The 20,062-nt window shown below is 71.5% G+C and carries 17 protein-coding genes; 8 read left to right on the top strand and 9 right to left on the bottom strand.

Annotation, left to right across the window (positions count from 1 at the left end; genetic code table 11):
- Nucleotides 1–24 precede the first annotated feature (24 nt).
- Complete coding sequence (locus CU044_RS04530; RefSeq protein ID WP_129767129.1) at nt 25–1,455, bottom strand: FAD-dependent oxidoreductase; 1,431 nt, start codon at nt 1,453–1,455, stop codon at nt 25–27.
- Entirely contained in the window at nt 1,452–2,192 is a 741-nt protein-coding gene (locus CU044_RS04525) for a rhomboid-like protein (protein ID WP_240045333.1), read from the bottom strand. Before CU044_RS04525 ends, CU044_RS04530 begins: the two co-directional genes overlap by 4 nt.
- On the opposite strand from CU044_RS04525, the gene CU044_RS04520 reads away from it, so the two are divergent.
- Nucleotides 2,191–3,117 (top strand): aminoglycoside phosphotransferase family protein, encoded by a 927-nt coding sequence (locus tag CU044_RS04520; protein WP_129767128.1) that lies wholly within the window; start codon nt 2,191–2,193, stop codon nt 3,115–3,117. The two genes, CU044_RS04525 and CU044_RS04520, sit on opposite strands and share 2 nt — an antisense overlap.
- A gap of 137 nt (nt 3,118–3,254) precedes the next feature.
- Nucleotides 3,255–3,734, top strand: coding sequence for a GNAT family N-acetyltransferase (locus tag CU044_RS04515; RefSeq protein WP_129767127.1), 480 nt, complete (start codon nt 3,255–3,257; stop codon nt 3,732–3,734).
- Nucleotides 3,735–3,757: 23 nt separating this feature from the next.
- On the opposite strand, the gene CU044_RS04510 is transcribed toward CU044_RS04515, so the two are convergent.
- The 3 genes from CU044_RS04510 to CU044_RS04500 form a co-directional block, all read right to left on the bottom strand.
- Nucleotides 3,758–5,344: an MFS transporter gene (locus CU044_RS04510; protein ID WP_129767126.1), complete on the bottom strand. Its 1,587-nt coding sequence runs from the start codon at nt 5,342–5,344 to the stop codon at nt 3,758–3,760.
- Nucleotides 5,345–5,618: 274 nt separating this feature from the next.
- A complete protein-coding gene (locus CU044_RS04505; protein WP_129767125.1) occupies nt 5,619–6,629 on the bottom strand; it encodes a zinc-binding dehydrogenase in 1,011 nt (336 codons plus the stop codon).
- Between the two features lie 273 nt (nt 6,630–6,902).
- Nucleotides 6,903–8,084, bottom strand: coding sequence for an FAD-dependent oxidoreductase (locus tag CU044_RS04500; protein WP_129767124.1), 1,182 nt, complete (start codon nt 8,082–8,084; stop codon nt 6,903–6,905).
- Nucleotides 8,085–8,185: 101 nt separating this feature from the next.
- Between CU044_RS04500 and CU044_RS04495 the strand changes: the two genes are divergently transcribed.
- Nucleotides 8,186–8,875: a pentapeptide repeat-containing protein gene (locus CU044_RS04495; protein WP_129767123.1), complete on the top strand. Its 690-nt coding sequence runs from the start codon at nt 8,186–8,188 to the stop codon at nt 8,873–8,875.
- A gap of 394 nt (nt 8,876–9,269) precedes the next feature.
- Here CU044_RS04495 and CU044_RS04490 read toward each other — a convergent pair whose 3' ends face one another.
- Nucleotides 9,270–9,767 (bottom strand): hypothetical protein, encoded by a 498-nt coding sequence (locus tag CU044_RS04490; RefSeq protein WP_129767122.1) that lies wholly within the window; start codon nt 9,765–9,767, stop codon nt 9,270–9,272.
- Nucleotides 9,768–10,207: 440 nt separating this feature from the next.
- On the opposite strand from CU044_RS04490, the gene CU044_RS04485 reads away from it, so the two are divergent.
- The gene (locus tag CU044_RS04485) at nt 10,208–11,527 is read left to right on the top strand and encodes a M1 family metallopeptidase (RefSeq protein ID WP_240045341.1); all 1,320 of its coding nucleotides are present in this window, start codon (nt 10,208–10,210) and stop codon (nt 11,525–11,527) included.
- Nucleotides 11,528–11,713: 186 nt separating this feature from the next.
- Here CU044_RS04485 and CU044_RS04480 read toward each other — a convergent pair whose 3' ends face one another.
- A complete protein-coding gene (locus tag CU044_RS04480) occupies nt 11,714–12,289 on the bottom strand; it encodes a TerD family protein (protein ID WP_129767120.1) in 576 nt (191 codons plus the stop codon).
- Nucleotides 12,290–12,485: 196 nt separating this feature from the next.
- Between CU044_RS04480 and arfB the strand changes: the two genes are divergently transcribed.
- Nucleotides 12,486–12,917 carry an alternative ribosome rescue aminoacyl-tRNA hydrolase ArfB gene (gene arfB, locus CU044_RS04475; RefSeq protein ID WP_129767119.1) on the top strand — a complete coding sequence of 144 codons (432 nt, stop codon included), beginning with the start codon at nt 12,486–12,488 and terminating at the stop codon, nt 12,915–12,917.
- A 95-nt stretch (nt 12,918–13,012) separates the two neighbouring features.
- Here arfB and CU044_RS04470 read toward each other — a convergent pair whose 3' ends face one another.
- Nucleotides 13,013–13,642 carry a DinB family protein gene (locus CU044_RS04470; RefSeq protein ID WP_129767118.1) on the bottom strand — a complete coding sequence of 210 codons (630 nt, stop codon included), beginning with the start codon at nt 13,640–13,642 and terminating at the stop codon, nt 13,013–13,015.
- 9 nt (nt 13,643–13,651) lie between these two features.
- Complete coding sequence (locus CU044_RS04465; RefSeq protein ID WP_129767117.1) at nt 13,652–14,164, bottom strand: flavin reductase family protein; 513 nt, start codon at nt 14,162–14,164, stop codon at nt 13,652–13,654.
- Between the two features lie 527 nt (nt 14,165–14,691).
- Here CU044_RS04465 and gyrB point away from each other — a divergent pair.
- From gyrB to CU044_RS04450, 3 genes are all read left to right on the top strand, one after another.
- Nucleotides 14,692–16,746: a DNA topoisomerase (ATP-hydrolyzing) subunit B gene (gene gyrB / locus CU044_RS04460; RefSeq protein ID WP_129767116.1), complete on the top strand. Its 2,055-nt coding sequence runs from the start codon at nt 14,692–14,694 to the stop codon at nt 16,744–16,746.
- 343 nt (nt 16,747–17,089) lie between these two features.
- The gene (cdgB, locus tag CU044_RS04455; protein WP_129767115.1) at nt 17,090–18,811 is read left to right on the top strand and encodes a diguanylate cyclase CdgB; all 1,722 of its coding nucleotides are present in this window, start codon (nt 17,090–17,092) and stop codon (nt 18,809–18,811) included.
- Between the two features lie 203 nt (nt 18,812–19,014).
- On the top strand, nt 19,015–20,061 hold the full coding sequence (locus tag CU044_RS04450) for a CBM35 domain-containing protein (protein WP_129767114.1): 1,047 nt from the start codon (nt 19,015–19,017) through the stop codon (nt 20,059–20,061).
- The last annotated feature ends 1 nt before the right edge of the window (nt 20,062 follow it).

The raw sequence follows: 20,062 nt of genomic DNA, 5'->3' as shown, positions 1-20,062 counted from the left end.
GGCTTGTCCAAGGGGATATCACCATCAGCGGCCCGCGATGCGGTTGGCCGTGCGGGCCAGGGGGTGGGTGTCGGCGGTGGAGGCCGTGGATTCTCTGCGGTCCGCCGTGCGGTAGGCCGCGTACATGCCGTGGACGCCCAGCCAGCGGAAGGGTTCCGGTTCCCATCGGCGGACCTTGTGGTTGACCCAGGGGAGCGTGGTCAGGTCCGTGGGGCCCGACTGGCCGGAGTCCTGTTGGATCAGGTCGCGGAGGGTGCGGGCCGCGAGGTTGGTGGTGGCCACGCCGGAGCCCACGTAGCCGCCCGCCCAGCCCAGGCCGGTGGTGCGGTCGAGCGTGACCGTGGCGCACCAGTCGCGGGGGACGCCGAGGACGCCGGACCAGGCGTGGTCGATACGGACGCCCGCGGTGGTGGGGAAGAAGTCGGCCAGGATGCCGCGCAGGGCCTCGATGGTGGCGGGCTCGGTGCCGGACGGGTGGCCGAGGCGGGCCGCCCTCGAGCCGTAGCGGTACGGGTGGCCGCGGCCACCGAGGGCGATGCGGTCGTCGGCGGTGCGCTGCGCGTACATGTAGGTGTGGGCCATGTCGCCGAGGGTTTCGCGGCCGTCCCAGCCGATGGTGTCCCAGATCTCGGCGGGGAGCGGTTCGGTGGCGATCATCGAGGAGTTCATCGGGAGCCAGGCGCGGCGGGCGCCCTTGAGGGTCGCCGTGAAGCCTTCGGTGCAGCGCAGGATGTAGGGCGCGCGGACCGTGCCGTACGGGGTGACGGCGTGTTTCGGCTTGATCTCGGTGACCGGCGTCGACTCGTGGATCGTGACGCCGAGCGCCTCGACGGCCGCGGCGAGGCCCGTGACCAGCTTGGCGGGGTGCAGCCGGGCGCCGTGCGGGGTCCAGCTGGACCCGACGGCTCCGGCGACCCGGACGCGTTCGGCGGTCTCGCGGGCGCCGTGGAGGGTGCGGTCGCTCTCGCCGAAGGCGATCTCGGCGGCGTGGAACGCCTTGAGGCGGGCGAGCTGGGCGGGCGTACGGGCGACTTCGAGGACGCCGCCCCGGTGGATGTCGGCGTCGATCCGCTCCTCGTCGGCCACGCGTATGACCTCGGCGACGGTGTCGTTCATGGCCCGCTGGAGGCGGACGGCGGACTCGTGGCCGTGCAGTTGGGCGTAGCGGTCGCGGCCCGCGACGCCGTTGTAGAGCCAGCCGCCGTTGCGGCCGGAGGCGCCGTAGCCGCAGAACTTGCCTTCCAGGACGGTGATGGTCAGGAACGGGACGGCCTTCTTGAGGTAGTACGCCGTCCACAGGCCGGTATAGCCGCCGCCGACGATGCAGACATCGGCGGTCGCGTCGCCCGGCAGTGGCTCGCGGGGGGCGGGGATGCCGTCCCGCGCGTACCAGAAGGAGATACCGCCGTTGCTCGTGCCGCTGTGGCTCGTGCCGCCGTTGTTCGCGCTGGTCATGAGGGTGTTCGTACACCGTTGTCCGTACGTCTGTCCAGGTTTCGGCGGCGTCCGCGGACCCGCGTGAGCGGGTAGCAGGCGAGGCCGATCAGGACGGCGGCGAAGTGGCCGAGGTCGGTGAAGCTGCGCTCGGCGATCAGGGGGGTGCCGAAGAAGATGAGGATGGCGCCGAGGTAGGGCAGATGCCAGGGCTTCGGCACGCGGTACGTCAGGACGGCGATGACGCCGGCGAGCGCGTAGCTGACCCCGATATCGAGCGTGTTGACGGCGGACTGCGGGGCGTGACCGTGCCGGATGGCCCAGCTCAGGACGCCTTCGCTGATCAGCGTGGCGCCGACATGCGCGAGGGCGACGACGGCCAGCCAGCGCGCGGTGCCGAGCCAGTGTTCCGCCGGTGCGTGGAAGACCGTGTAGAGCACGGCGTACGGGGCCCACGTACCGCCGTCGATATAGAAGGCGCTGGCGATGAGCACCCGGACCGGGTCGGTGGACAGCTCGTGGATGTTGGTGGAGCGCCGGCGCAGGAAGTCCTCCTCGAACCCCGGTGACATGCGGTGGAGGGCGACGGTGGTGACGAAGAGGGCCGCCAGCCAGAGATAGGTGCCGGGGGCGCTCGTGATCCAGACGATCCCGGCGCGGACCGCGCGGCGGACCCGGCGGACCTGGCGGGCCCGGGAGGCCTGGGGTGCCTGGCGGGCCCGGGAGGCCCGGCGTGCCTGGCGGAGGAAACGGCGCATGGGCCGATTCACCCACGCCCGTAGGATCGGTGACGTGATTGACATTCCGGTGGAGTTGGCGGAAACACAGTCGAAGATCCTGGGCGAGGCCGGCCGCGCCTTCATCGCGGCGCTGCCTGGCCGGGCGGCCGATTTCCTGGAGCGGTGGAAGCTGCGCCGTACCGGCCCTTCGATGTACGGCATGTGCGCGCTGGTGCTGCCGGTGGAGCGGGTGGACGGTACGCCCGCCGTGCTGAAGCTCCAGCATCTGGACGAGGAGTCGGCCGGGGAGCCGGTGGCGCTGCGCGTGTGGGACGGCGACGGTGCCGTACGGCTGCTGGAGTACGACGACGAGACGGGCACGCTGCTGCTGGAGCGGCTCGCCACCCGGGACCTGGGCGCGGTGGACTCGCGCGAGGCGGTCCGCATCATCGCGGAGTTGCTGGCGCGGCTGACGTCGGTGCCGGCCCCGGCCGGGATGCGCACCCTGGGGGACATCGCCGCGCGCATGCTCGACGACGTACCGGTCGCGTCGCGGTCGCTGCCGGACGAGGGCGAGCGGAGGCTGCTGCGCGACTGCGCGGCGGCGGTGCGCGAGGTGGCGGGCGAGCCCGGGGACCGGCTGCTGCACTGGGATCTGCACTACGAGAACGTGCTCGCGTCCCACCCCGACGACCCCCGGGAACCGTGGCTGGCGATCGACCCGAAGCCGTTGGCGGGCGACCCGGGGTTCGAGCTGATGCCGGCCCTCGACAACCGGTTCGACGCGGCGGGGACGCTGTGGCGCTTCGACCTGATGACGGACGTGCTGGGCCTTGACCGGGCGCGGGCGCGGGCCTGGACGCTGGGGCGGGTGCTCCAGAACAGTCTGTGGCACGTGGCGGACGGGGAGCGCGCGCTGCAACCGGACCAGGTGTCGATCGCCCGGTCGCTGCTGGCGCGATAGCCGGCGGGGCAGTCGGCGGGGACAACCGGTGCGAGGGCGGGCGGGGACAACCGGTGCGAGGGCCGGCGGGGACAACTGGCGGGACGGGCGGCAGGGACAACTGGCGCGAGTGCCGGGCGGCAGGGGAGTCTGGGCCCATGATTCGTACCGCCACACCCGCTGACGTTCCGGTGATCCACGCGATGATCCGTGAGCTGGCGGAGTATGAGAAGGCCCTGGACGAGGCACGCGCGACCGAGGAGCAGCTGCGCGAGGCGCTGTTCGGGGAGCGGCCCGCCGCGTACGCGCATATCGCGGAGACGGAGGACGGGGAGCCCGCCGGGTTCGCGCTCTGGTTCCTCAACTTCTCCACGTGGCGTGGCGTCCGGGGAATCTACCTGGAGGATCTGTACGTACGCCCCGACCGGCGTGGCGGCGGGCACGGCAAGGCGCTGCTGACCGAGCTGGCGCGGATCTGTGTGGAGCGCGGGTACGAGCGGCTGGAGTGGTCCGTCCTGGACTGGAACGAGCCGTCGATCGCGTTCTACCGGTCGCTGGGCGCGGCGCCGCAGGACGAGTGGACGGTGTTCCGGCTGACGGACGAGGCGCTCGGCGCGCTGGGGGCGTCGTCCCGGTAGCCGGGATCAGTACGGGGGCGGCGTCAGGCGGCCGGTGCCGCCTCGCCCGCCGCCTCCCTGCTGCGCGGCGAACCGCCGTTGACGAGCAGCACGGCGATCGCCGCCGCCACCAGCAGAATGACGGCCGCCCAGGCCATGGCGACGGTGAAGCCGTGGACGGTGCCGGTGTTCACGATGTCGGCCTTCTGCGCGGGCGTGAGCCCTCCCTTCGGTGCCGCCTGCCGCTCCGCCGCCGCGAGATGACTCGTCAGGTACGTCGCCGTGGCGGTCGTCGCGAGGGTGTTGAGCAGCGCCGTACCGATGGAACCCCCGATCTGCTGAGCCGTGTTGACGGTGGCGGAGCTGACCCCGGCGTCCTTCGGCGCGACGCCCGTGGTGGCGGTGGAGATGGCGGGCATGAACGTCAGCCCCAGGCCCAGCCCGAGCAGCAGCGTGCCGGGCAGGATGTGGGTGGGGTAGCTGGAGTGGGTGTCGATGAAGGTCAGCGTGTACAGCCCGCCGGAGGCGAGCAGCAGCCCCGGTCCCAGCAGCAGCCGCGGCGGTACGTAGGGCAGCAGCCGGGCGGAGATCTGGGTGGATCCGACGACGATCGCGACGGTCAGCGGCAGGAAGGCGAGACCGGTTCTGAGCGGTGAGTAGCCGAGGATGTTCTGGAAGAAGTACGTCATGAACAGGAACGCCCCGAACAGCCCGATGGTCGTCAGGCACATGGTGAGCACCGAGCCGCCGCGGTTGCGGTCGCGGATGACGTGCGGGGGCAGCAGCGGGCCGGGGGAGCGGGTCTGCCACCACGTGAAGACGCCGAGCAGCGCGACGCCCCCGAGGAGCAGGCCCAGGACGAGCGGGGCGGTCCAGCCGTCGGTCTCGGCCTCGCTGAGCCCGTAGACGAGGGCGACGAGCCCGCCGCAGCCGAGGACGACACCGGGGATGTCGAGGTGCGCTCCCCGGGTGCCCGCCCGGTCGCTGAGGAGGGTGAGCGCGCCGACGACGGCGATCACGGCGATCGGGACATTGACGTAGAGGCACCAGCGCCAGCTGAGGAACTCGGTGAGCACGCCGCCGACGAGCAGTCCGATGGCGGAGCCCGCGCCCGCGATGGCGCTGAAGATCCCGAACGCCTTGGCCCGCTCGGTGCCACCGGTGAAGGTGGTGGTGAGCAGGGAGAGCGCGGACGGCGCGAGGAGCGCGGCGAAGACGCCCTGGAGCGCGCGGGCGGCGAAGAGCATCTCGGGGCCGGTGGACGCGCCGCCGATCGCGGAAGCCGCGGCGAAGCCGATCAGTCCGACGATGAAGGTGCGTTTGCGGCCGACGAGGTCGGCGATCCGGCCGCCGAGCAGCAGGAGTCCGCCGAAGGCGAGGGTGTAGGCGGTGATCACCCACTGCCGGTTGCCGTTGGTGAGGCCGAGATCGCGCTGGGCGGAGGGCAGGGCGATGTTCACGATGGTGGCGTCGAGCACGACCATGAGCTGAGCCGTCGCGATGACGGCCAGGGCCCACCAGCGGTGGGGGTCGACCACGGCGCCGGGCAGCGGGCCGGGTGGCCGTGGAGGCGGCGGTGGGGGTGGCGGCGGTGGGGGTGGCTGTGCGCCGGACGCCGGCGGGTCACTCATCGGGATCGTCCCTCACCGCCCTCACAGCGCTCACCGCCCTCACCCCTCACCCCTCACCGTGAATCTCTGCCGGATCGCCCCTCGCATCGCGTCAGTCAAATCTCTGCACAGAACACCACGAATCGGTGGTCTTCGCTTCTCGCGCCCCTCCCCCTTCAGGTGACGCGAAAGGAGTGCGAGGGGGCGCGAGGGGGTGCGAGGGGGGGTGCCGTACCGGCGCTGGACCCCCGTCCCGGCGCCGGTACGGGGTCTTCCCCCCATTCCGGACGGCCGGTTACGGCTCCAGGACGACCTTCCCCATCGTTCCGCGGGTCTCCAGCGCGCGGTGCGCCCAGGCCGCGTTCGCCAGCGGGAAGCGCTGTACGGCGGGGCGCAGCCGTCCCGCGGCGGCCTCGGCAAGTGACCGCTCTTCGAGCGCGCGGACGTCGCCGCCCGCCTTGGCGATCATCACCGGCCCGAGGACGGACTCGGAGGTGATGCCGCGCTCCGCCAGTTCCTCGTCGGTGAAGGTCAGCGGCTCCCCGTCGTGCGGCCCCTCGCCCGACCAGCCGAAGACGATGTGCTTGCCGCCCTTGCCGAGAAGGTCGACGGCGGCGCGCCCGGTCGCCCCGCCGACGGAGTCGAAGACGACGGTCGCGCGCCGGTCGCCCAGCCGGTCGCGCAGGTGGGCGCGGACCCGCTCGGGCCAGTCGGGCAGGGTGTAGTCGACGGCGAGGTCGGCGCCGTTCGCGGCGACCCGCGCGACCTTGGCCGCGCCGCCCGCCAGTCCGATGACGGTGGCGCCGGCGTTCTTCGCGTACTGGACGAGGAGCGTGCCGATGCCGCCGGCCGCCGCCGGTACGAGGGCGATGTCGTCGGGGCCGAGATCCGTGAACTGGAGGATGCCCATGGTCGTACGGCCCGTGCCGATCATGGCGACGGCCTCGGCCTCGTCGAGCCCGGCCGGGATCTCGTGGAGCCGTGCCGTGTCGGTGACGGCCAGCTCCGCGTAACCGCCCGGGACCATCCCGAGATGGGCGACGACCCGCTTGCCGAGCCAGCCCGTGTCCACGCCCTCGCCGAGCGACTCGACCGTACCGGCCACCTCGCGGCCGGGGATGGTGGGCAGTTCGGCGGGGGCGGGGTACGGGCCCCGCATGCCCTCGCGCAGGGCGGTGTCGAGGAGATGGACCCCGGCCGCGGCGACGGCGATCCGGACCTGGCCGGGGCCGGGTACGGGGTCGTCGGTCCGCTCGTGGACGAGGTTCTCGGCGGGGCCGAAGGCGTGGAGGCGGATGGCGTGCATGGCGGGCTCCCAGGGGTGGTCCGGCGTACGAAGGTGTCCGGCGTACGGGGAACAGCCAATGACCTCAAGCATGGTTGAGGTCAAGCGGCACAGCGGTATGGCGGCACAGCGGCACAGCGGCACAGCGGCACAGCGGCACAGCGGCACGGCGGTCCGGCGGTCCGGCGGTCCGGCGGTCCGGGCGGTGTGGCGGTCCGGCGGGCAGGCCGGCATGCGGCCGAGCGGCCGAGCGGCCGAGCGGCCGAGCGGTCGGGCGGCCGAGCGAGGGAGCGGTCAAGCGGCGTCGGAGCTCTGCTGGTTGAGGGCCGAGAGCTGCTGGACGGCCAGCGCCGCCGCGCCGATCCCGCTGTTGAACGAGACCTCCGTGAGCACCCCGGGCGCGGCGACCTCGTCACCCGCGAGGAAGACGCCCTGGCCCCGGTCGATACGGGGCCGGTCCCGCCAGGTGGTGCCCGGCGGGTCGACGGCTCCGGTACGGCCCGTCGCGAGGGACTCGCGCCGCCAGGCGGTACGGTCGCGCCAGCCGGGAAACCCCAGGTCGAGCAGGGTTTCGGCGCGGGCGATGCCCTCGGCCTTGGACGCGTCGGGGCCGATGGGGAAGTGGCCCTGGAGCAGTTGCTCACCGGTCGGGGCGAGGGACGGATCCTGCGCGGTGAACCGTTCGAGCCAGCCGGGCGCGTCGAGGTCCGAGACGATGAACGGGTCGCCCTTGCGCGTACGCAGCGCGAGGTCCAGCAGCGCGGTTCGGCCGCCGGTCCAGCGCAGGCTGTCGTCCTTGAGCAGGCGGCGGGCCGCTTCCAGGGAGGTCGCGACGATCACGGGGGTGTGCTCGGGGAGGCTGTCGATCCGTACGCCGGTCTCGATCCGCACGCCCAGACTCCGGGCGTGCGCGGCCATCCGGTCGGTCAACCGGCCCCAGCCGCCGACCGGGTAGCGGGCCTCGGGCGGCATGGCGGTGGCGCGCCGCAGCCGCTCCTGGACGAAGGCGGCGGAGAGCGCGCCGGGGTCGTGGTGGAAGAGGGCGACGGCGGCGAAGTGTGCGGCGGCGCGTGCGGTGGAGGCGCCGGCCAGCTCCGTGGCCCAGGTCATGAAGTCGGTGTCCACCGGGGCGGTTTCGGTCTTGCGGCGGGCGAGGGTGAACACCCCGAGGGGCGGGGTCCTGCGCAGTGCCCCGGCCCGGTGGAAGCGGAAGCGGTGGCCCTCGCGCAGGGGCGCGGACGCCATCGGACCGAGCAGACCGCGCCGGCGCAGCCAGGCCCAGTGCGGCCCGTGGCTGTAGAGGGCGTGCGGCCCGTCGTTGGCCGCGTACGGGCCCTGAGCGGTGCGGCCCCGGCCGCCGAGGGTGCGGTGGGCCTCGTACAGGGTGACGGCGGCGCCCGACTCGGCGGCGCTGATGGCGGCGGTGAGCCCGGCGAAGCCGCCGCCGATGACGGTGACGCGATGGCTGGGATTCATGGTCTGTCTCTCTCCTTCGCTCGCTCTCACCCCTGTGACGGGAACTGGACAGCCGGATGTGACATCGGCGCGTTGTCAGTGGTGTACGTCACCATGGGGGCATGGCACGGAAGACAACGAAGAGCGGCGCGGGCGGGGCGGGCGGGGTCCCGGCGGCGCGGCGGGCAGAGGTACGGCTGCCGCCGCTGAGCCCGTACGGCGGCGGGCTCGACCCGGACGGCGACTACGACGGGCTGGAGTTCAAGGATCTCGACCTGTCGGGACAGGAGGGGCCCGGCTCGCGGTTCATCGACTGCGCGCTGCGGGACTGCGGACTGGACGAGACGGCGCTGGGGCGGGCGCGGTTCATCGACTCCGTACTGAGCGGTGTCCGGGGTGTGGGCACGGATCTGGCCGGGGCGTCGCTGCGCGATGTGGAGGTGGTGGACGCGCGGCTGGGCGGGACGCAGCTGCATGGCGCCGTGCTGGAGCGGGTGCTGATCCGGGGCGGGAAGATCGACTATCTGAACTTCCGGAAGGCCCGGCTCAAGGACGTCGTGTTCGAGGGCGTCGTCCTGTCCGAACCGGACTTCGGGGGAGCGGAGTTGGTACGGGTCGAGTTCCGGGACTGCGTGCTCAGGCGGGCCGATCTGAGCGGTGCCCGGATGAAGGACGTCGATCTGCGGACGGTCGCCGAGCTGGATATCGCGCGCGGTATGGACCGGCTGGCGGGAGCGGTCATCAGCTCGGCCCAACTGCTACAGCTGGCACCGGCGTTCGCGGCGCAGATCGGGGTGCGGGTGGAGGACTGATGACGAGGACCGATGAGAAGGACCGATGAGGACCCGCCCCGTCCTTCGAAGGCCCCGACCTGGGGGGATGGGTCGGGGCCTTCGTGGTGCTCCAGAGGCACGGCCTTCAGTGGGGGGAGGAAGCGGTCGCCCGGTTCCCGGCAGTGCCCCGGCAGGACCTCGTCTGCCCGGTGCCGAGGGATGTACGCCTGCCGATTCGAAATTCGATGAGTGGGGTGTGTGACCGCGGTGTGGGGGTGATGCGGTGGCCACGGCCGGGACCGTCGGCCCGCGAGGTGTCCCCTGCCCGTGCCCGGCCCGCGCCCGGCCCTGACCTGGGGCTTCGCCGGGTCGGCGGCTGAGCCTCCGTCTGGGTCTCCGCCTGGGTCCCCGTCTGGATCTCCGCCTGGGCGGGTCAGCTGCGGGGGAAGCGGGACTGGAGGTCCCAGACGATCGGATTGTCGGCCAGGCCCTCGTGCATGTCGGCGAGATCCGCGATCAGATCGTGCAGGAAGTCACGTGCCTCACGGCGCAGCAGACGGTGGCTGAAGGTGAGTGGCGGCTCGTCGCCGGGCATCCAGTCGGCCTCCACATCGACCCAGCCGAAGCGCCGCTGGAAGAGCATGCGGTCGGCGGACTCGGTGAAGTCCAGCTCGGCGTACTGCGGCTTGGCCGCGCGGCTGCCGCGCGGATCGCGGTCGAGCTGCTCCACGATGTCGCACAGCGCCCAGGCGAAGTCGAGCACCGGTACCCATCCCCAGGCGGTGGACACCTCGCGGTCCGCGTGGGTGTCCGCGAGATAGACATCCCCGCAGAACAGGTCGTGCCGCAGCGCCCGGACATCCGCGAGGCGGTAGTCGGTCTGCGGGGGATCGGGAAAGCGCCGGGAGAGGGAGTAGCCGATGTCGAGCACGGGCCCGATGGTGTCACGGCCGGCCAGACGGGCTCGTGGGGGTGGTCGAGCACGGGGCGGATGCCTCGGTGCCTCCGTTGTGCCTCCGTGCTTCGGTGTCGCGACGCCTCGGTGTCGCGGTGCCTCGCGTCGAGGTGACCTGGTGCCCCCCGGTGCCGGTGCAGGTGCCTTGGTGCTCTGACGTCCGGTGACCTGGTGTCCCGGTGACCTGGTGTCCCGGTGACCTGGTGTCCCGGCGGCCCGGTGCCCCGGCGACCTGGTGTCCCGGTGACCCGGCGAGTCCCCGCCGACCGGCGAGTCAACGCCACCCGGCCTACGATCACCGGGTGTACCCGCGTCCGGCACTCCGCCCCGCCTCCGCCTCCGGCCCCGCCCCTGCACTCCCTGTCGCTCTCTCCCTCACCACTGCCCTTGTCCTCGTTCTCGTTCTCGGCGGCTGTGTGCCGGGCGGCGGCGTGCACGGCAGGCCGGGTGCCGCGAGCCTGCGCGATCCCTACTTCCCGCGGATCGGCAACGGCGGGTACGACGTCCAGCACTACGGCCTGACCCTCGACTACGCGCCGGACACCGGCCGGCTCAGCGGCACCGCCGAGATCACCGCCCGTGCCACGCAGGACCTCAGCGCCTTCAACCTCGATCTCGACGGGCTGACGGTGGACTCCGTGACCGTCGACGGCGAGAAGGCCGCGTTCCACCACGCGGGTACGGAACTGACGCTGCGCCCCGGCGACGACCTCCGCCGGGGCGCCACCTTCCGTACGGTCGTCCGCTACTCCGGCGCGCCCCGCCGCATCACCGACCCCGACGCCTCGGAGGAGGGCTGGCTGCGGTCCGGGGAGCGCGCGGTCGGGCTGGGGGAGCCGACCGGATCGATGGCGTGGTTCCCGGGCAACCACCACCCGAGCGACAAGGCGTCCTACGACATCCGGATCACCGTCCCCGAGGGACTGAAGGCCGTCTCCAACGGTGAACTGCGCGATGAGCGCACGGCGGACGGGCACACGTCCTTCGACTGGCATGCGGCGGAGCCGATGGCGAGCTATGTGGCCATGGTCGCCATCGGCCCGTACAAGACGCGTCGGACCGACGGGACGAAGGGGGCGGTGCCCGTCTTCACGGCGGTCGACCCGACCGCCGCCCGCAGCGGCGCGCGGCTCCTCAAGGAGCTGCCCGCGATCGTGAAATGGCAGGAGAAGACCTTCGGGCCGTATCCCTTCTCCTCGACCGGTGTGGTGATCGGGCGGCCGGGCGACTCCGGGTACGCCCTGGAGACCCAGAACAGGCCGTTCCTCCCCGGCCCCACCAGCGTCGCGACGCTGGTCCACGAGATGGCCCACCAGTGGTTCGGCAACTCCGTGACCCCCAAGTCATGGCAGGACATGTGGCTCAGCGAGGGCTTCGCCGAGTACACGGAGTGGCTCTGGACGGAACACACCGAGCGAGTACCGGTCCGCCAGAGCTTCGCCGACGCGTACGACGCCGACGCGAACTGGGCTTTCCCGCCGGCCCGCCCGCCCTCCGCGGTGAACATCTCCGACCCGCCGGTGTACGGACGCGGCGCCATGGTGCTCCAGCGCGTACGGGAGACCGTGGGCGACGCCGCCTTCTTCCGTCTCGTACGCGGCTGGGCCCGGACGCACCGTCACGGCAACGCGGACACCCACGACTTCACGACGTACGTGGAGCGGGAGTCGGGCCGCGACCTCGGAGACCTGTGGGACACCTGGCTGTACGGGGAGGACAAGCCGTCGCTGGAGTAGCGGGTGCGGGTGCGGGTGCGGGTGGGGGTGAGGGTGAGGGGTGAGGGGTAGTCGGGGCGGCCCCCGCCCGACATCAAACGTCCCGGGGCGCCCCGACTGTCCCCGGTGTGCGTCCGCGCAGACGGGTGGGCCCCGGCCGGAGCCGGGGCCCACTCGTTTCGCGTCGCTCCGCGCGCGGCGTTCGGGTCAGAGGTTGACGCCGAAGTCCGTGGCGATGCCCACGAGACCCGAGGCGTAGCCCTGGCCGACCGCGCGGAACTTCCACTCCGCGCCGTTGCGGTACAGCTCGCCGAAGACCATCGCGGTCTCGGTGGCGGCGTCCTCGCTCAGGTCGTAGCGGGCGATCTCGGTGCCGCCGGCCTGGTTGACGATGCGGATGTACGCGTTCCGCACCTGGCCGAAGTTCTGGCTGCGGGACTCGGCGTCGTAGATCGAGACCGGGAAGACGATCTTTTCGACGTCGGCCGGCAGGCCCGCCAGGTTGACGTTGATCGCCTCGTCGTCGCCCTCGCCCTCACCCGTGCGGTTGTCACCCGTGTGGACGATCGTCTGGTCCGGCGTCGACTTGTTGTTGAAGAAGACGAAGTGGCCGTCGGAGACGACCTTTCCGCCTCCGTTGACCGCGATCGCCGAGGCGTCGAGGTCGAAGTCGGTGCCGGTGGTGGTACGGACGTCCCAGCCGAGGCCGACCGTGACGGCTGTCAGGCCCGGTGCCTCCTTGGTGAGCGAGACGTTGCCGCCCTTGGACAGGCTTACAGCCATGGGGATGTCCCTTTCGTTGTCGTGTGCGGGCTTCGAGTGGTCCCGAAGCTACCGTCACCCGGCATAACGAAGGCAGAGGCCCGGGAGGTTCCTCACCTCTTTGCTTTCTTTACCCGCGCCGCTCCCCGCCGCTCCCCGCCGGGAACGCAGGGAAAAGAGGGTGACGGAATCGGGCCGGACACGGGACCATGGGGGCATGTCCGGACCCGCTCATGTCATCCGCGGTTCGGTCTCCCTGCCGGAGGCCGAACTGATGTGGCGTTTCTCAAGGTCCTCCGGGCCCGGCGGACAGCACGTCAACACGAGTGACTCGAAGGCGGAACTGCGCTTCGATCTCGCGAAGACGGAAGCGCTGCCGCCGGTCTGGAAGGAACGCGCGCTGGAGCGGCTCGCGGACCGGCTCGTGGACGGCGTGATCACCGTACGCGCGTCGGAGCACCGCTCTCAGTGGCGCAACCGCGAGACCGCGGCCGTACGGCTCGCCTCCCTGCTGGCGGAGGCGACCGCTCCGCCACCGCGCCCGCGCCGTAAGACGAAGATCCCGCGCGGGATCAACGAACGCCGGCTGCGCGAGAAGAAGCAGCGCGCCGAGACGAAGCGCGGCCGTACCGGCCGTGGCTGGACCTAGGCCCCAGGCCCAGGCCCAGGCCCCAGGCCCAGGCCCCAGGCCCAGGCCCAGGCCCAGGCCCAGGCCCAGGACGAGTACGTCCGGAGTCCCGTCCTTCACCGGTGGCGGTAGAGGTCCCGTATCAGGGCGACCTCGGCCCCGTGGTGCAGCAGTTCCTGGTTGACCCACCACACGATGTCGATGAAGACGTTCTCCCGGTCGCTGCCGTGCGGGTAGGTGCTGCGTCCCACCGTGTCCAGCGCGGTCTCGTCCGTGGCGAGCAGCGCCTTCCGCCACGCGTCGGCCCCCGCGTCGAAGGCCGCCATCGCGCCCGCGGCGTCCCCGCTCACCCGGTAGTCGTCCCGGGTCAGGGTGTGGGTTCCGGTCGTGTGGTCGGCGCGGAGGGTCAGCAGTTCACTGAGGTGGCTCAACCGCCAGGCGATGGTGGTGAACGGCGGCGGCGCGGGGTGCGGGGCGGCCGCGTAGTCGTGCCCCCACTCGCCCGCGCCGATGAGCAGCGTCGCCCCGGGCCCCGGCCCGTCCGCACGGCGGCGGACCGACCAGCAGCCGGCTACCGGCTCCCAGAGATACTCCTCGTCGGTCATCGGGACGACGTCGACGTCCGTGCCGTTGCCGCTGTCCATGACCGGGCCCGCCAGACGGTCGGCGAGCCGCGTCCGCGCGAAGTCGAACTGATCGAGCAGAGGGAGCAGCCGTGGGGGCAGAGGTGGGTTCAGCGGCGTCATCCGCCGATCCTACGAACCCAACTGCCGGTAGCGCCCCTTGAAATACATCAGCGGCCCGCCGTCCGCGCTCGGCAGCTCCGCCGTCAGCACCCGGCCGATGACCAGCGTGTGGTCGCCCGCCTCGATCCGCTGTTCCGTACAGCACTCCAGCAACGCCAGCGACCCCCCGATCAGCAGCGCGCCGCTCACCTCGCCCCGGCGGTACGGGACGTCCTCGAACAGCAGCCGGTCACTGATCCGGCCCTTCATCGCGAACCGGCCCGCGACATGCCGCTGGCTCTCGGAGAGCAAGGAGGCCGCCCACAGCGGCTGTTCGGCGAGCAGGTCGTCCATGCGGGAGCCGTTGCGCACGCTGACCAGGACCAGCGGCGGGTCCAGCGAGACCGACATGAAGGCGGTCGCCGTCATCCCGGCGTCCTCGCCGCGCGGTCCGGTGGCGCTCAAAGGAGGCTCGTGCGCTGTCACCAGCACCACACCCGCGGCCAGCCGGGCGAGGGCGGCGCGGAACTCTTCGTTGCTCACCCCCTCAGGATGAGGGATGGCGTCGACGGCTTCGGTACGGGTGTCAGGGGGCGTTTGGTGCACGGAGAAGACGCTAGCCCCGGCGGCCCGCGCCCGCATCGGGCCAGGGGACCAGCCCGGTCCTAGGACCAGGAGCCGCCATGTGAGCGCCACCGCCGCCGTCGCCGTCGCCGTGTCACTCGTTCCCTCACGCGCTGCCACGCCGAAAAAGCCCTTGTAACCCGACGCGTTGAACCGCCCAGAAACCCCCCGTGTGCCATCCTCCGGGATTTTCCCGCTAATCAGGCAGGGGGGATTGGCCGACAGGATCGGCGGCGACGAGAGGGGCGCCTGTGGGGCTTCTTGCCCCGGGTCCGCGTGGGACCTTCGGTAATCTGAGAAGCGTCCCGTCGCCCCCGGCGCCGGGATCCGCGGGCCCGGAGGGTCCTCTTCGGTCTGTCCGCGACATGTTTTCCGTCCAGCGATCCGACCGCTCTCGCGCCGTGGCGCGCGGGAGCGCGGTTCGCCATGTCCGAAAAGAGAGCCTTGTGACTACTTCCGGCGCTCCCACCGCCCCAGCGACCTCCGAGAGTTCCGGCGTCGAGCAGAACGGCCATGCCGGGTCTGCCGCGTATGACGCCAACGCGATCACCGTCCTGGACGGGCTGGACGCGGTACGCAAGCGGCCCGGGATGTACATCGGCTCCACAGGCGAGAGGGGTCTGCACCATCTGGTGCAGGAGATCGTGGACAACTCCGTCGACGAGGCGCTGGCCGGGGTGGCCGACCGGATCGACGTGACGATCCTGGCCGACGGTGGCGTGCGGGTGGTCGACAACGGGCGCGGCATCCCGGTGGGCACGCACCCGGTGGAGGGGAAGCCGGCCGTGGAAGTCGTACTGACCGTGCTGCACGCGGGCGGCAAGTTCGGGGGCGGCGGGTACGCCGTCTCCGGAGGTCTGCACGGTGTGGGCCTGTCGGTGGTCAACGCGCTCTCGACGAGGCTGTCGGTGGAGATCCGGACCGACGGTCACCGGTGGACCCAGGAGTACAAGGACGGGGCGCCGACCGCGCCGCCGGCCCGCCACGAGGCCACATCGAGGACGGGCACATCCCTGACGTTCTGGGCCGACGGCGGCATCTTCGAGACCACCGAGTACTCCTTCGAGACGCTGGCCAGACGGCTCCAGGAGATGGCCTTCCTCAACCGGGGGCTGACCCTCACCCTCACCGATGAGCGTGCGTCGGCCCGCGCGACCGCCGCGGCGGACGAAGCGGGTTCGGACACCGCCGGGGAGCAGGCCGCGAAGACGGTCTCCTACCGCTACGACGGCGGCATCGCCGACTTCGTCGTCCACCTCAATGCCCGCAAAGGTGAGCCGGCCCATCCCTCCGTCGTCTCCATCGCCGCCGAGGACGCCGAGCGGCTGCTGTCGGTGGAGGCCGCGTTGCAGTGGAACAGCCAGTTCGCCGACAGCGTCTACTCGTACGCCAACACCATCCACACGCACGAGGGCGGCACCCATGAGGAGGGCTTCCGCATGGCGCTGACCACGGTCGTCAACCGGTACGCGCGTGAGAAGAGGCTGCTGCGCGAGAAGGACGGCAACCTCACGGGTGAGGACATCCGCGAGGGTCTGACGGCGATCATCTCGGTCAAGCTGGGGGAGCCGCAGTTCGAGGGCCAGACCAAGACCAAGCTGGGCAACGGCGAGGCCAGGACGTTCGTGCAGAAGGTCGTGCACGAGCACCTGACGGACTGGTTCGACAGCAACCCCCACGAGGCGGCCGACATCGTCCGCAAGGCGACGCGGGCGGCCACCGCCCGGCTGGCGGCCCGCAAGGCCCGGGACCTGACCCGCCGCAAGGGCCTGCTGGAGTCGGCGGCCCTGCCGGGCAAGCTGTCCGACTGCCAGTCCAGCGATCCGGCGAAGAGCGAGATCTTCATCGTCGAGGGGGACTCCGCCGGTGGCTCGGCCAAGTCCGGCCGCGACCCGCGGTACCAGGCGATCCTTCCCATCCGCGGCAAGATCCTCAATGTCGAGAAGGCCCGTATCGACAAGATCCTGCACAACCAGGAGGTCCAGTCGATGATCTCCGCGTTCGGCACGGGCGTGCGCGAGGACTTCGGCATCGGGAAGCTCCGGTACCACAAGATCATTTTGATGGCGGACGCCGATGTCGACGGTCAGCACATCAACACCCTGCTGCTGACCTTCCTGTTCCGCTTCATGCGGCCTCTGATCGAGCACGGGCACGTCTACCTCTCCCGCCCCCCGCTCTACAAGATCAAGTGGGGCCGGGACCACGTGGAGTACGCCTACTCCGACCGCGAACGCGACGTACTGCTGGAACGGGGCCGACGGGACGGCCGCCGGGTCAGGGACGACTCCGTCCAGCGGTTCAAGGGCCTGGGTGAGATGAACGCCGAGGAACTGCGGATCACGACCATGGACCAGGAGCACCGCGTCCTGGGCCAGGTCACCCTCGACGACGCGGCCGTTGCCGACGCTCTCTTCTCCGTCCTGATGGGTGAGGACGTCGAGGCCCGGCGCTCCTTCATCCAGCGCAACGCCAAGGACGTGCGCTTCCTCGACATCTGATCGCGCCGGCGACATCCGATCGCGCCGGCCCCCGCCGCCGCCGTCAACGCCCGCCCGCGCCGTCAACGCCCGCGCCCGCCGTCAACGCCCGCGCCCGCCGTCAACGCCCGCGCCCGCGTCCCCCGAGGGCCGTCGTAAAATTTGCGTTCACGAAAGGTGTGGAGCGCTCCCATCAGGCTTTTCGCCTCTTGATCGGATCATGTGACTTGACTCACAGAGTGGGGTAATTGTTGACCCTGTGTACCGAGCGCGCAGCTCCCTGTGATTCAGTGGCGATGCCAGTGCAAGACGAGAGCCGATGAGAATCCTGGAGTTGCTGTCGAGGTCTCGGGGAGAGCGAGCAATGGAGACCGAGTCGGAGCCGTATGTCCGTCTTGCGACCCTGCGGCAGCTGCATGAGGCCGTCGCCGAACTCAACACCGCCCGCAGCCTGGCGGACACCCTGCAGACCGTGGCCGACGGGGTCGTCTCCGGGCTCGGCTACGAACTGGCCTGCGTCAATGTCGTCCAGGCCGACGGCGACCTCGTCGTCGCCGCCTTCGCCGGAAGCGCCGCCGCGGAAGCCCTGATCACGGGCCGCGTCGGCTCCCGGGCCTCCTGGGAGCGGCGGCTGCTGATGGGCGAGAGCTGGGGCGAGCTGCGCTTCATACCGCACACCGAGGGCTGGGTGCTGCTGGAGGACGACGTTCCGCAGTGGTACACCGAGGGCCCCGATCCCCGTTTCGAGGACGAGTGGCACCCGCAGGACCGGCTCTACGCCCCGATGTACGCCTCCGGTGGCGGGAGCGAGCTGCTCGGCGTCATCTCCGTCGACCGGCCGCGCGGCGGGCGCCGTCCGGGCCCCTGGGGGCAGGAAGCGCTCCAGATGTACGCGTCCCAGGCCGCCATTGCGATCAGTAACGCTCGCCTCCGAGCAAATATGCAGCGCGCGCTGGTCCGTCTCGAACGCGAACAGCAGGCGCTGCGGGCCAGTGAGGAATCCTTCCGTCAGGCGTTCGAGTACGCACCCAGCGGGATGGCCATCGCCGAGATGGGCGGCGACCAGCACGGCCGGCTGCTGCGGACCAATGACGCGCTCTGCCGGCTGCTGGGCCGCCCGGCCTCGGCGATGCGCCGCCACTCGTTCTCCGATCTGGTCCACCCCGAGGACATCGGGACCCTCCTGCGCACCTCCGCCGAGGGGGGCCGCGCAGAACTGCGGCTGCTGCGGCGCGACGGCACGTACGTCTGGGTCTCGCTGCGCAACTCCGTGGTCGCCGACACCGCCGACGGCCCGCGCTTCCTGCTCACCCACGTCGAGGACATCGAGGAGCGCAAGAGCCGCGAGCTCCAGCTCGCGCACCGCGCCTCGCACGACTCGCTCACTGGCCTGCCGAACAGCGCCGAGCTGCGCTCCCGCCTCAGCGCCCGGCTCTGCTCGCGGCCCCACGCGATGCGCGAGACCGCGGTCGAGGCGCTGGACGCGGCGTACGGAGGGTACGAGGGCACCGTCCTGTACGAGCCCGGATACGACGCGTACGACGGCTATGACGGCTACGACCAGTACGAGGAGCGCGGCGGCCGGCAGGGCGGCGGACGCTCCGTCGTCCCCGCGGTCGGCGGCGTGCCCCCCGACCACCATGTGCACATGGTCGCGCCCAGCGACGACCCCGAGGCCGACGACGGGACGAAGGGCCTCGCGGTCCTCTTCTGCGACCTCGACGGCTTCAAGTCCATCAACGACCGGTTCGGCCACAACACCGGCGACGCGGTGCTGATCGAGGTCGCGCGCAGGCTGACCACGGGCGTACGGGACGGGGACACCGTCGCGCGCCTCGGGGGTGACGAATTCGTCGTTCTCGCGGACGGACTCGGTTCGGCGGACGCCGCCGACCTCGCCGTACGGCTGCGGAACGCGATCATTCCGCCGATCAGGGTCGACGGCCGGGCGGTCCGGGTCGGGGCGAGCTTCGGTATCAGCTGGGCGAGCTGCGGGATGTCGGTGGAGGAAGTGCTGCAATCCGCTGACCAGCGGATGTATATCGAGAAGCGATCGCGGAGCAAGGTTCACCGGCGTGCGGGGTAGACGCTCGTGGACGGGTCCTCGGGACGGGTCGGAAGCCGTGTTCCCGAACTGTTCGGGACAGGGCTGCGACATGTCCGCGATCCGTTGTTCATCCACGGGGCGCAGACTGGCTGACACCCCTCAAGGCCCGTCCGTGGCCTTGCCCATTCGAGGTAGGCTCGGCCGGTCGGCGACGCTGGCGAGATGGTAAGGAGTGACCAGGGATGACGGCCGGGAACAACGGCGCTAGCACGCCCGAGGACGACGATCCGTTCGGCTATCTGTACGAGGACGGGCAGGCGGCGGGCGCCAATCAGCGACGCCAAGGCGGCTACGGCTACCCCGGTCCGGCCGCGCAGCCTGGCGTGCCCAGGACGTCGTACAACCAGGTCAGGACGGTCGGCGAGCGCCAGTACGGCCAGCAGCAGGCGGCCCCGCCGCAGCAGCCGCAGTACGGTCAGCAGCCGCAGTACGGCCAGTCCGGCCAGGCTCCCTACGGCCAGCAGCAGGCGCCCTACGGCCAGGCACCGTACGGCCAGCAGCAGAACCCGCACTACGCGGCCCCCGAGACCCACCCCGGCGGTGCCACCACCCGTCAGGTGCCGGCGCAGCGGGGCGGCGGACGCGGCAGCGGCGGCGGCCCCAACACCAAGGGCCTGCTGATCGGCGCGATCGCCGTCGTCGCGGTGGTCGTGATCGGTATCACGGCCGCGCTGCTCAGCAACGGCGACGACAAGAACGACAACGCCGACGCGACCCCGTCCGGCGGCCCGGTCCCCTCGGCCGAGCAGTCGCAGCAGCCCACCGACGGGGCGAGCGGCAAGGACGAGACGTCGCCCGACGGGATCGGCCTCCCCAAGCAGGACGCGGCGACCCTCCAGCTGGGACCGCCCGCCGCCCTCGCGACGGACATCGACGGCGCCCAGGGCACCAATGGTTCGTATGTGACCGGCTTCAACGCCGTCGGCGCCTCGGTGACCTGGACCGCCGACATCGAGAAGGCCGGCGCCTACGCGCTGTCCGTGCGCTACGCCATCCCCGCCAAGGACGCCAACGCCACCCTGACCGTCAACGGCAAGGCGAACAACTCCCCGCTCGGGCTGAAGAACTTCATCAGCTCCGACGACCCCGACTGGTCGAAGAACTGGCAGACCACGTGGGCGCCGGTGGAGCTCAAGAAGGGCAAGAACACCCTCAAGATCTCCTGCGAGCAGGGCAATCAGTGCGACGCCATCCTCGACTGGCTGGAGGTCACGCCCCCCAAGGGGTAGT

Source organism: Streptomyces sp. L-9-10, from assembly GCF_004151105.1.
Classification (GTDB): Bacteria; Actinomycetota; Actinomycetes; order Streptomycetales; family Streptomycetaceae; genus Streptomyces.
The sequence above is the reverse complement of the archived record's forward strand: the minus strand, read 5'-3'. Positions and strand labels throughout refer to the sequence as shown.

Coding starts and splice junctions, on each gene's coding strand:
- CU044_RS04505 (WP_129767125.1), bottom strand. CDS start 6,629: ATGCACGCCATCCGCCTCCACGCCTTCGGCCCCGCCGAGAACCTCGTC.
- CU044_RS04520 (WP_129767128.1), top strand. CDS start 2,191: ATGGGCCGATTCACCCACGCCCGTAGGATCGGTGACGTGATTGACATT.
- CU044_RS04470 (WP_129767118.1), bottom strand. CDS start 13,642: ATGACGCCGCTGAACCCACCTCTGCCCCCACGGCTGCTCCCTCTGCTC.
- CU044_RS04515 (WP_129767127.1), top strand. CDS start 3,255: ATGATTCGTACCGCCACACCCGCTGACGTTCCGGTGATCCACGCGATG.
- CU044_RS04450 (WP_129767114.1), top strand. CDS start 19,015: ATGACGGCCGGGAACAACGGCGCTAGCACGCCCGAGGACGACGATCCG.
- CU044_RS04525 (WP_240045333.1), bottom strand. CDS start 2,192: ATGCGCCGTTTCCTCCGCCAGGCACGCCGGGCCTCCCGGGCCCGCCAG.
- CU044_RS04495 (WP_129767123.1), top strand. CDS start 8,186: ATGGCACGGAAGACAACGAAGAGCGGCGCGGGCGGGGCGGGCGGGGTC.
- CU044_RS04510 (WP_129767126.1), bottom strand. CDS start 5,344: ATGAGTGACCCGCCGGCGTCCGGCGCACAGCCACCCCCACCGCCGCCA.
- CU044_RS04500 (WP_129767124.1), bottom strand. CDS start 8,084: ATGAATCCCAGCCATCGCGTCACCGTCATCGGCGGCGGCTTCGCCGGG.
- arfB (WP_129767119.1), top strand. CDS start 12,486: ATGTCCGGACCCGCTCATGTCATCCGCGGTTCGGTCTCCCTGCCGGAG.
- cdgB (WP_129767115.1), top strand. CDS start 17,090: ATGGAGACCGAGTCGGAGCCGTATGTCCGTCTTGCGACCCTGCGGCAG.
- CU044_RS04480 (WP_129767120.1), bottom strand. CDS start 12,289: ATGGCTGTAAGCCTGTCCAAGGGCGGCAACGTCTCGCTCACCAAGGAG.
- CU044_RS04530 (WP_129767129.1), bottom strand. CDS start 1,455: ATGACCAGCGCGAACAACGGCGGCACGAGCCACAGCGGCACGAGCAAC.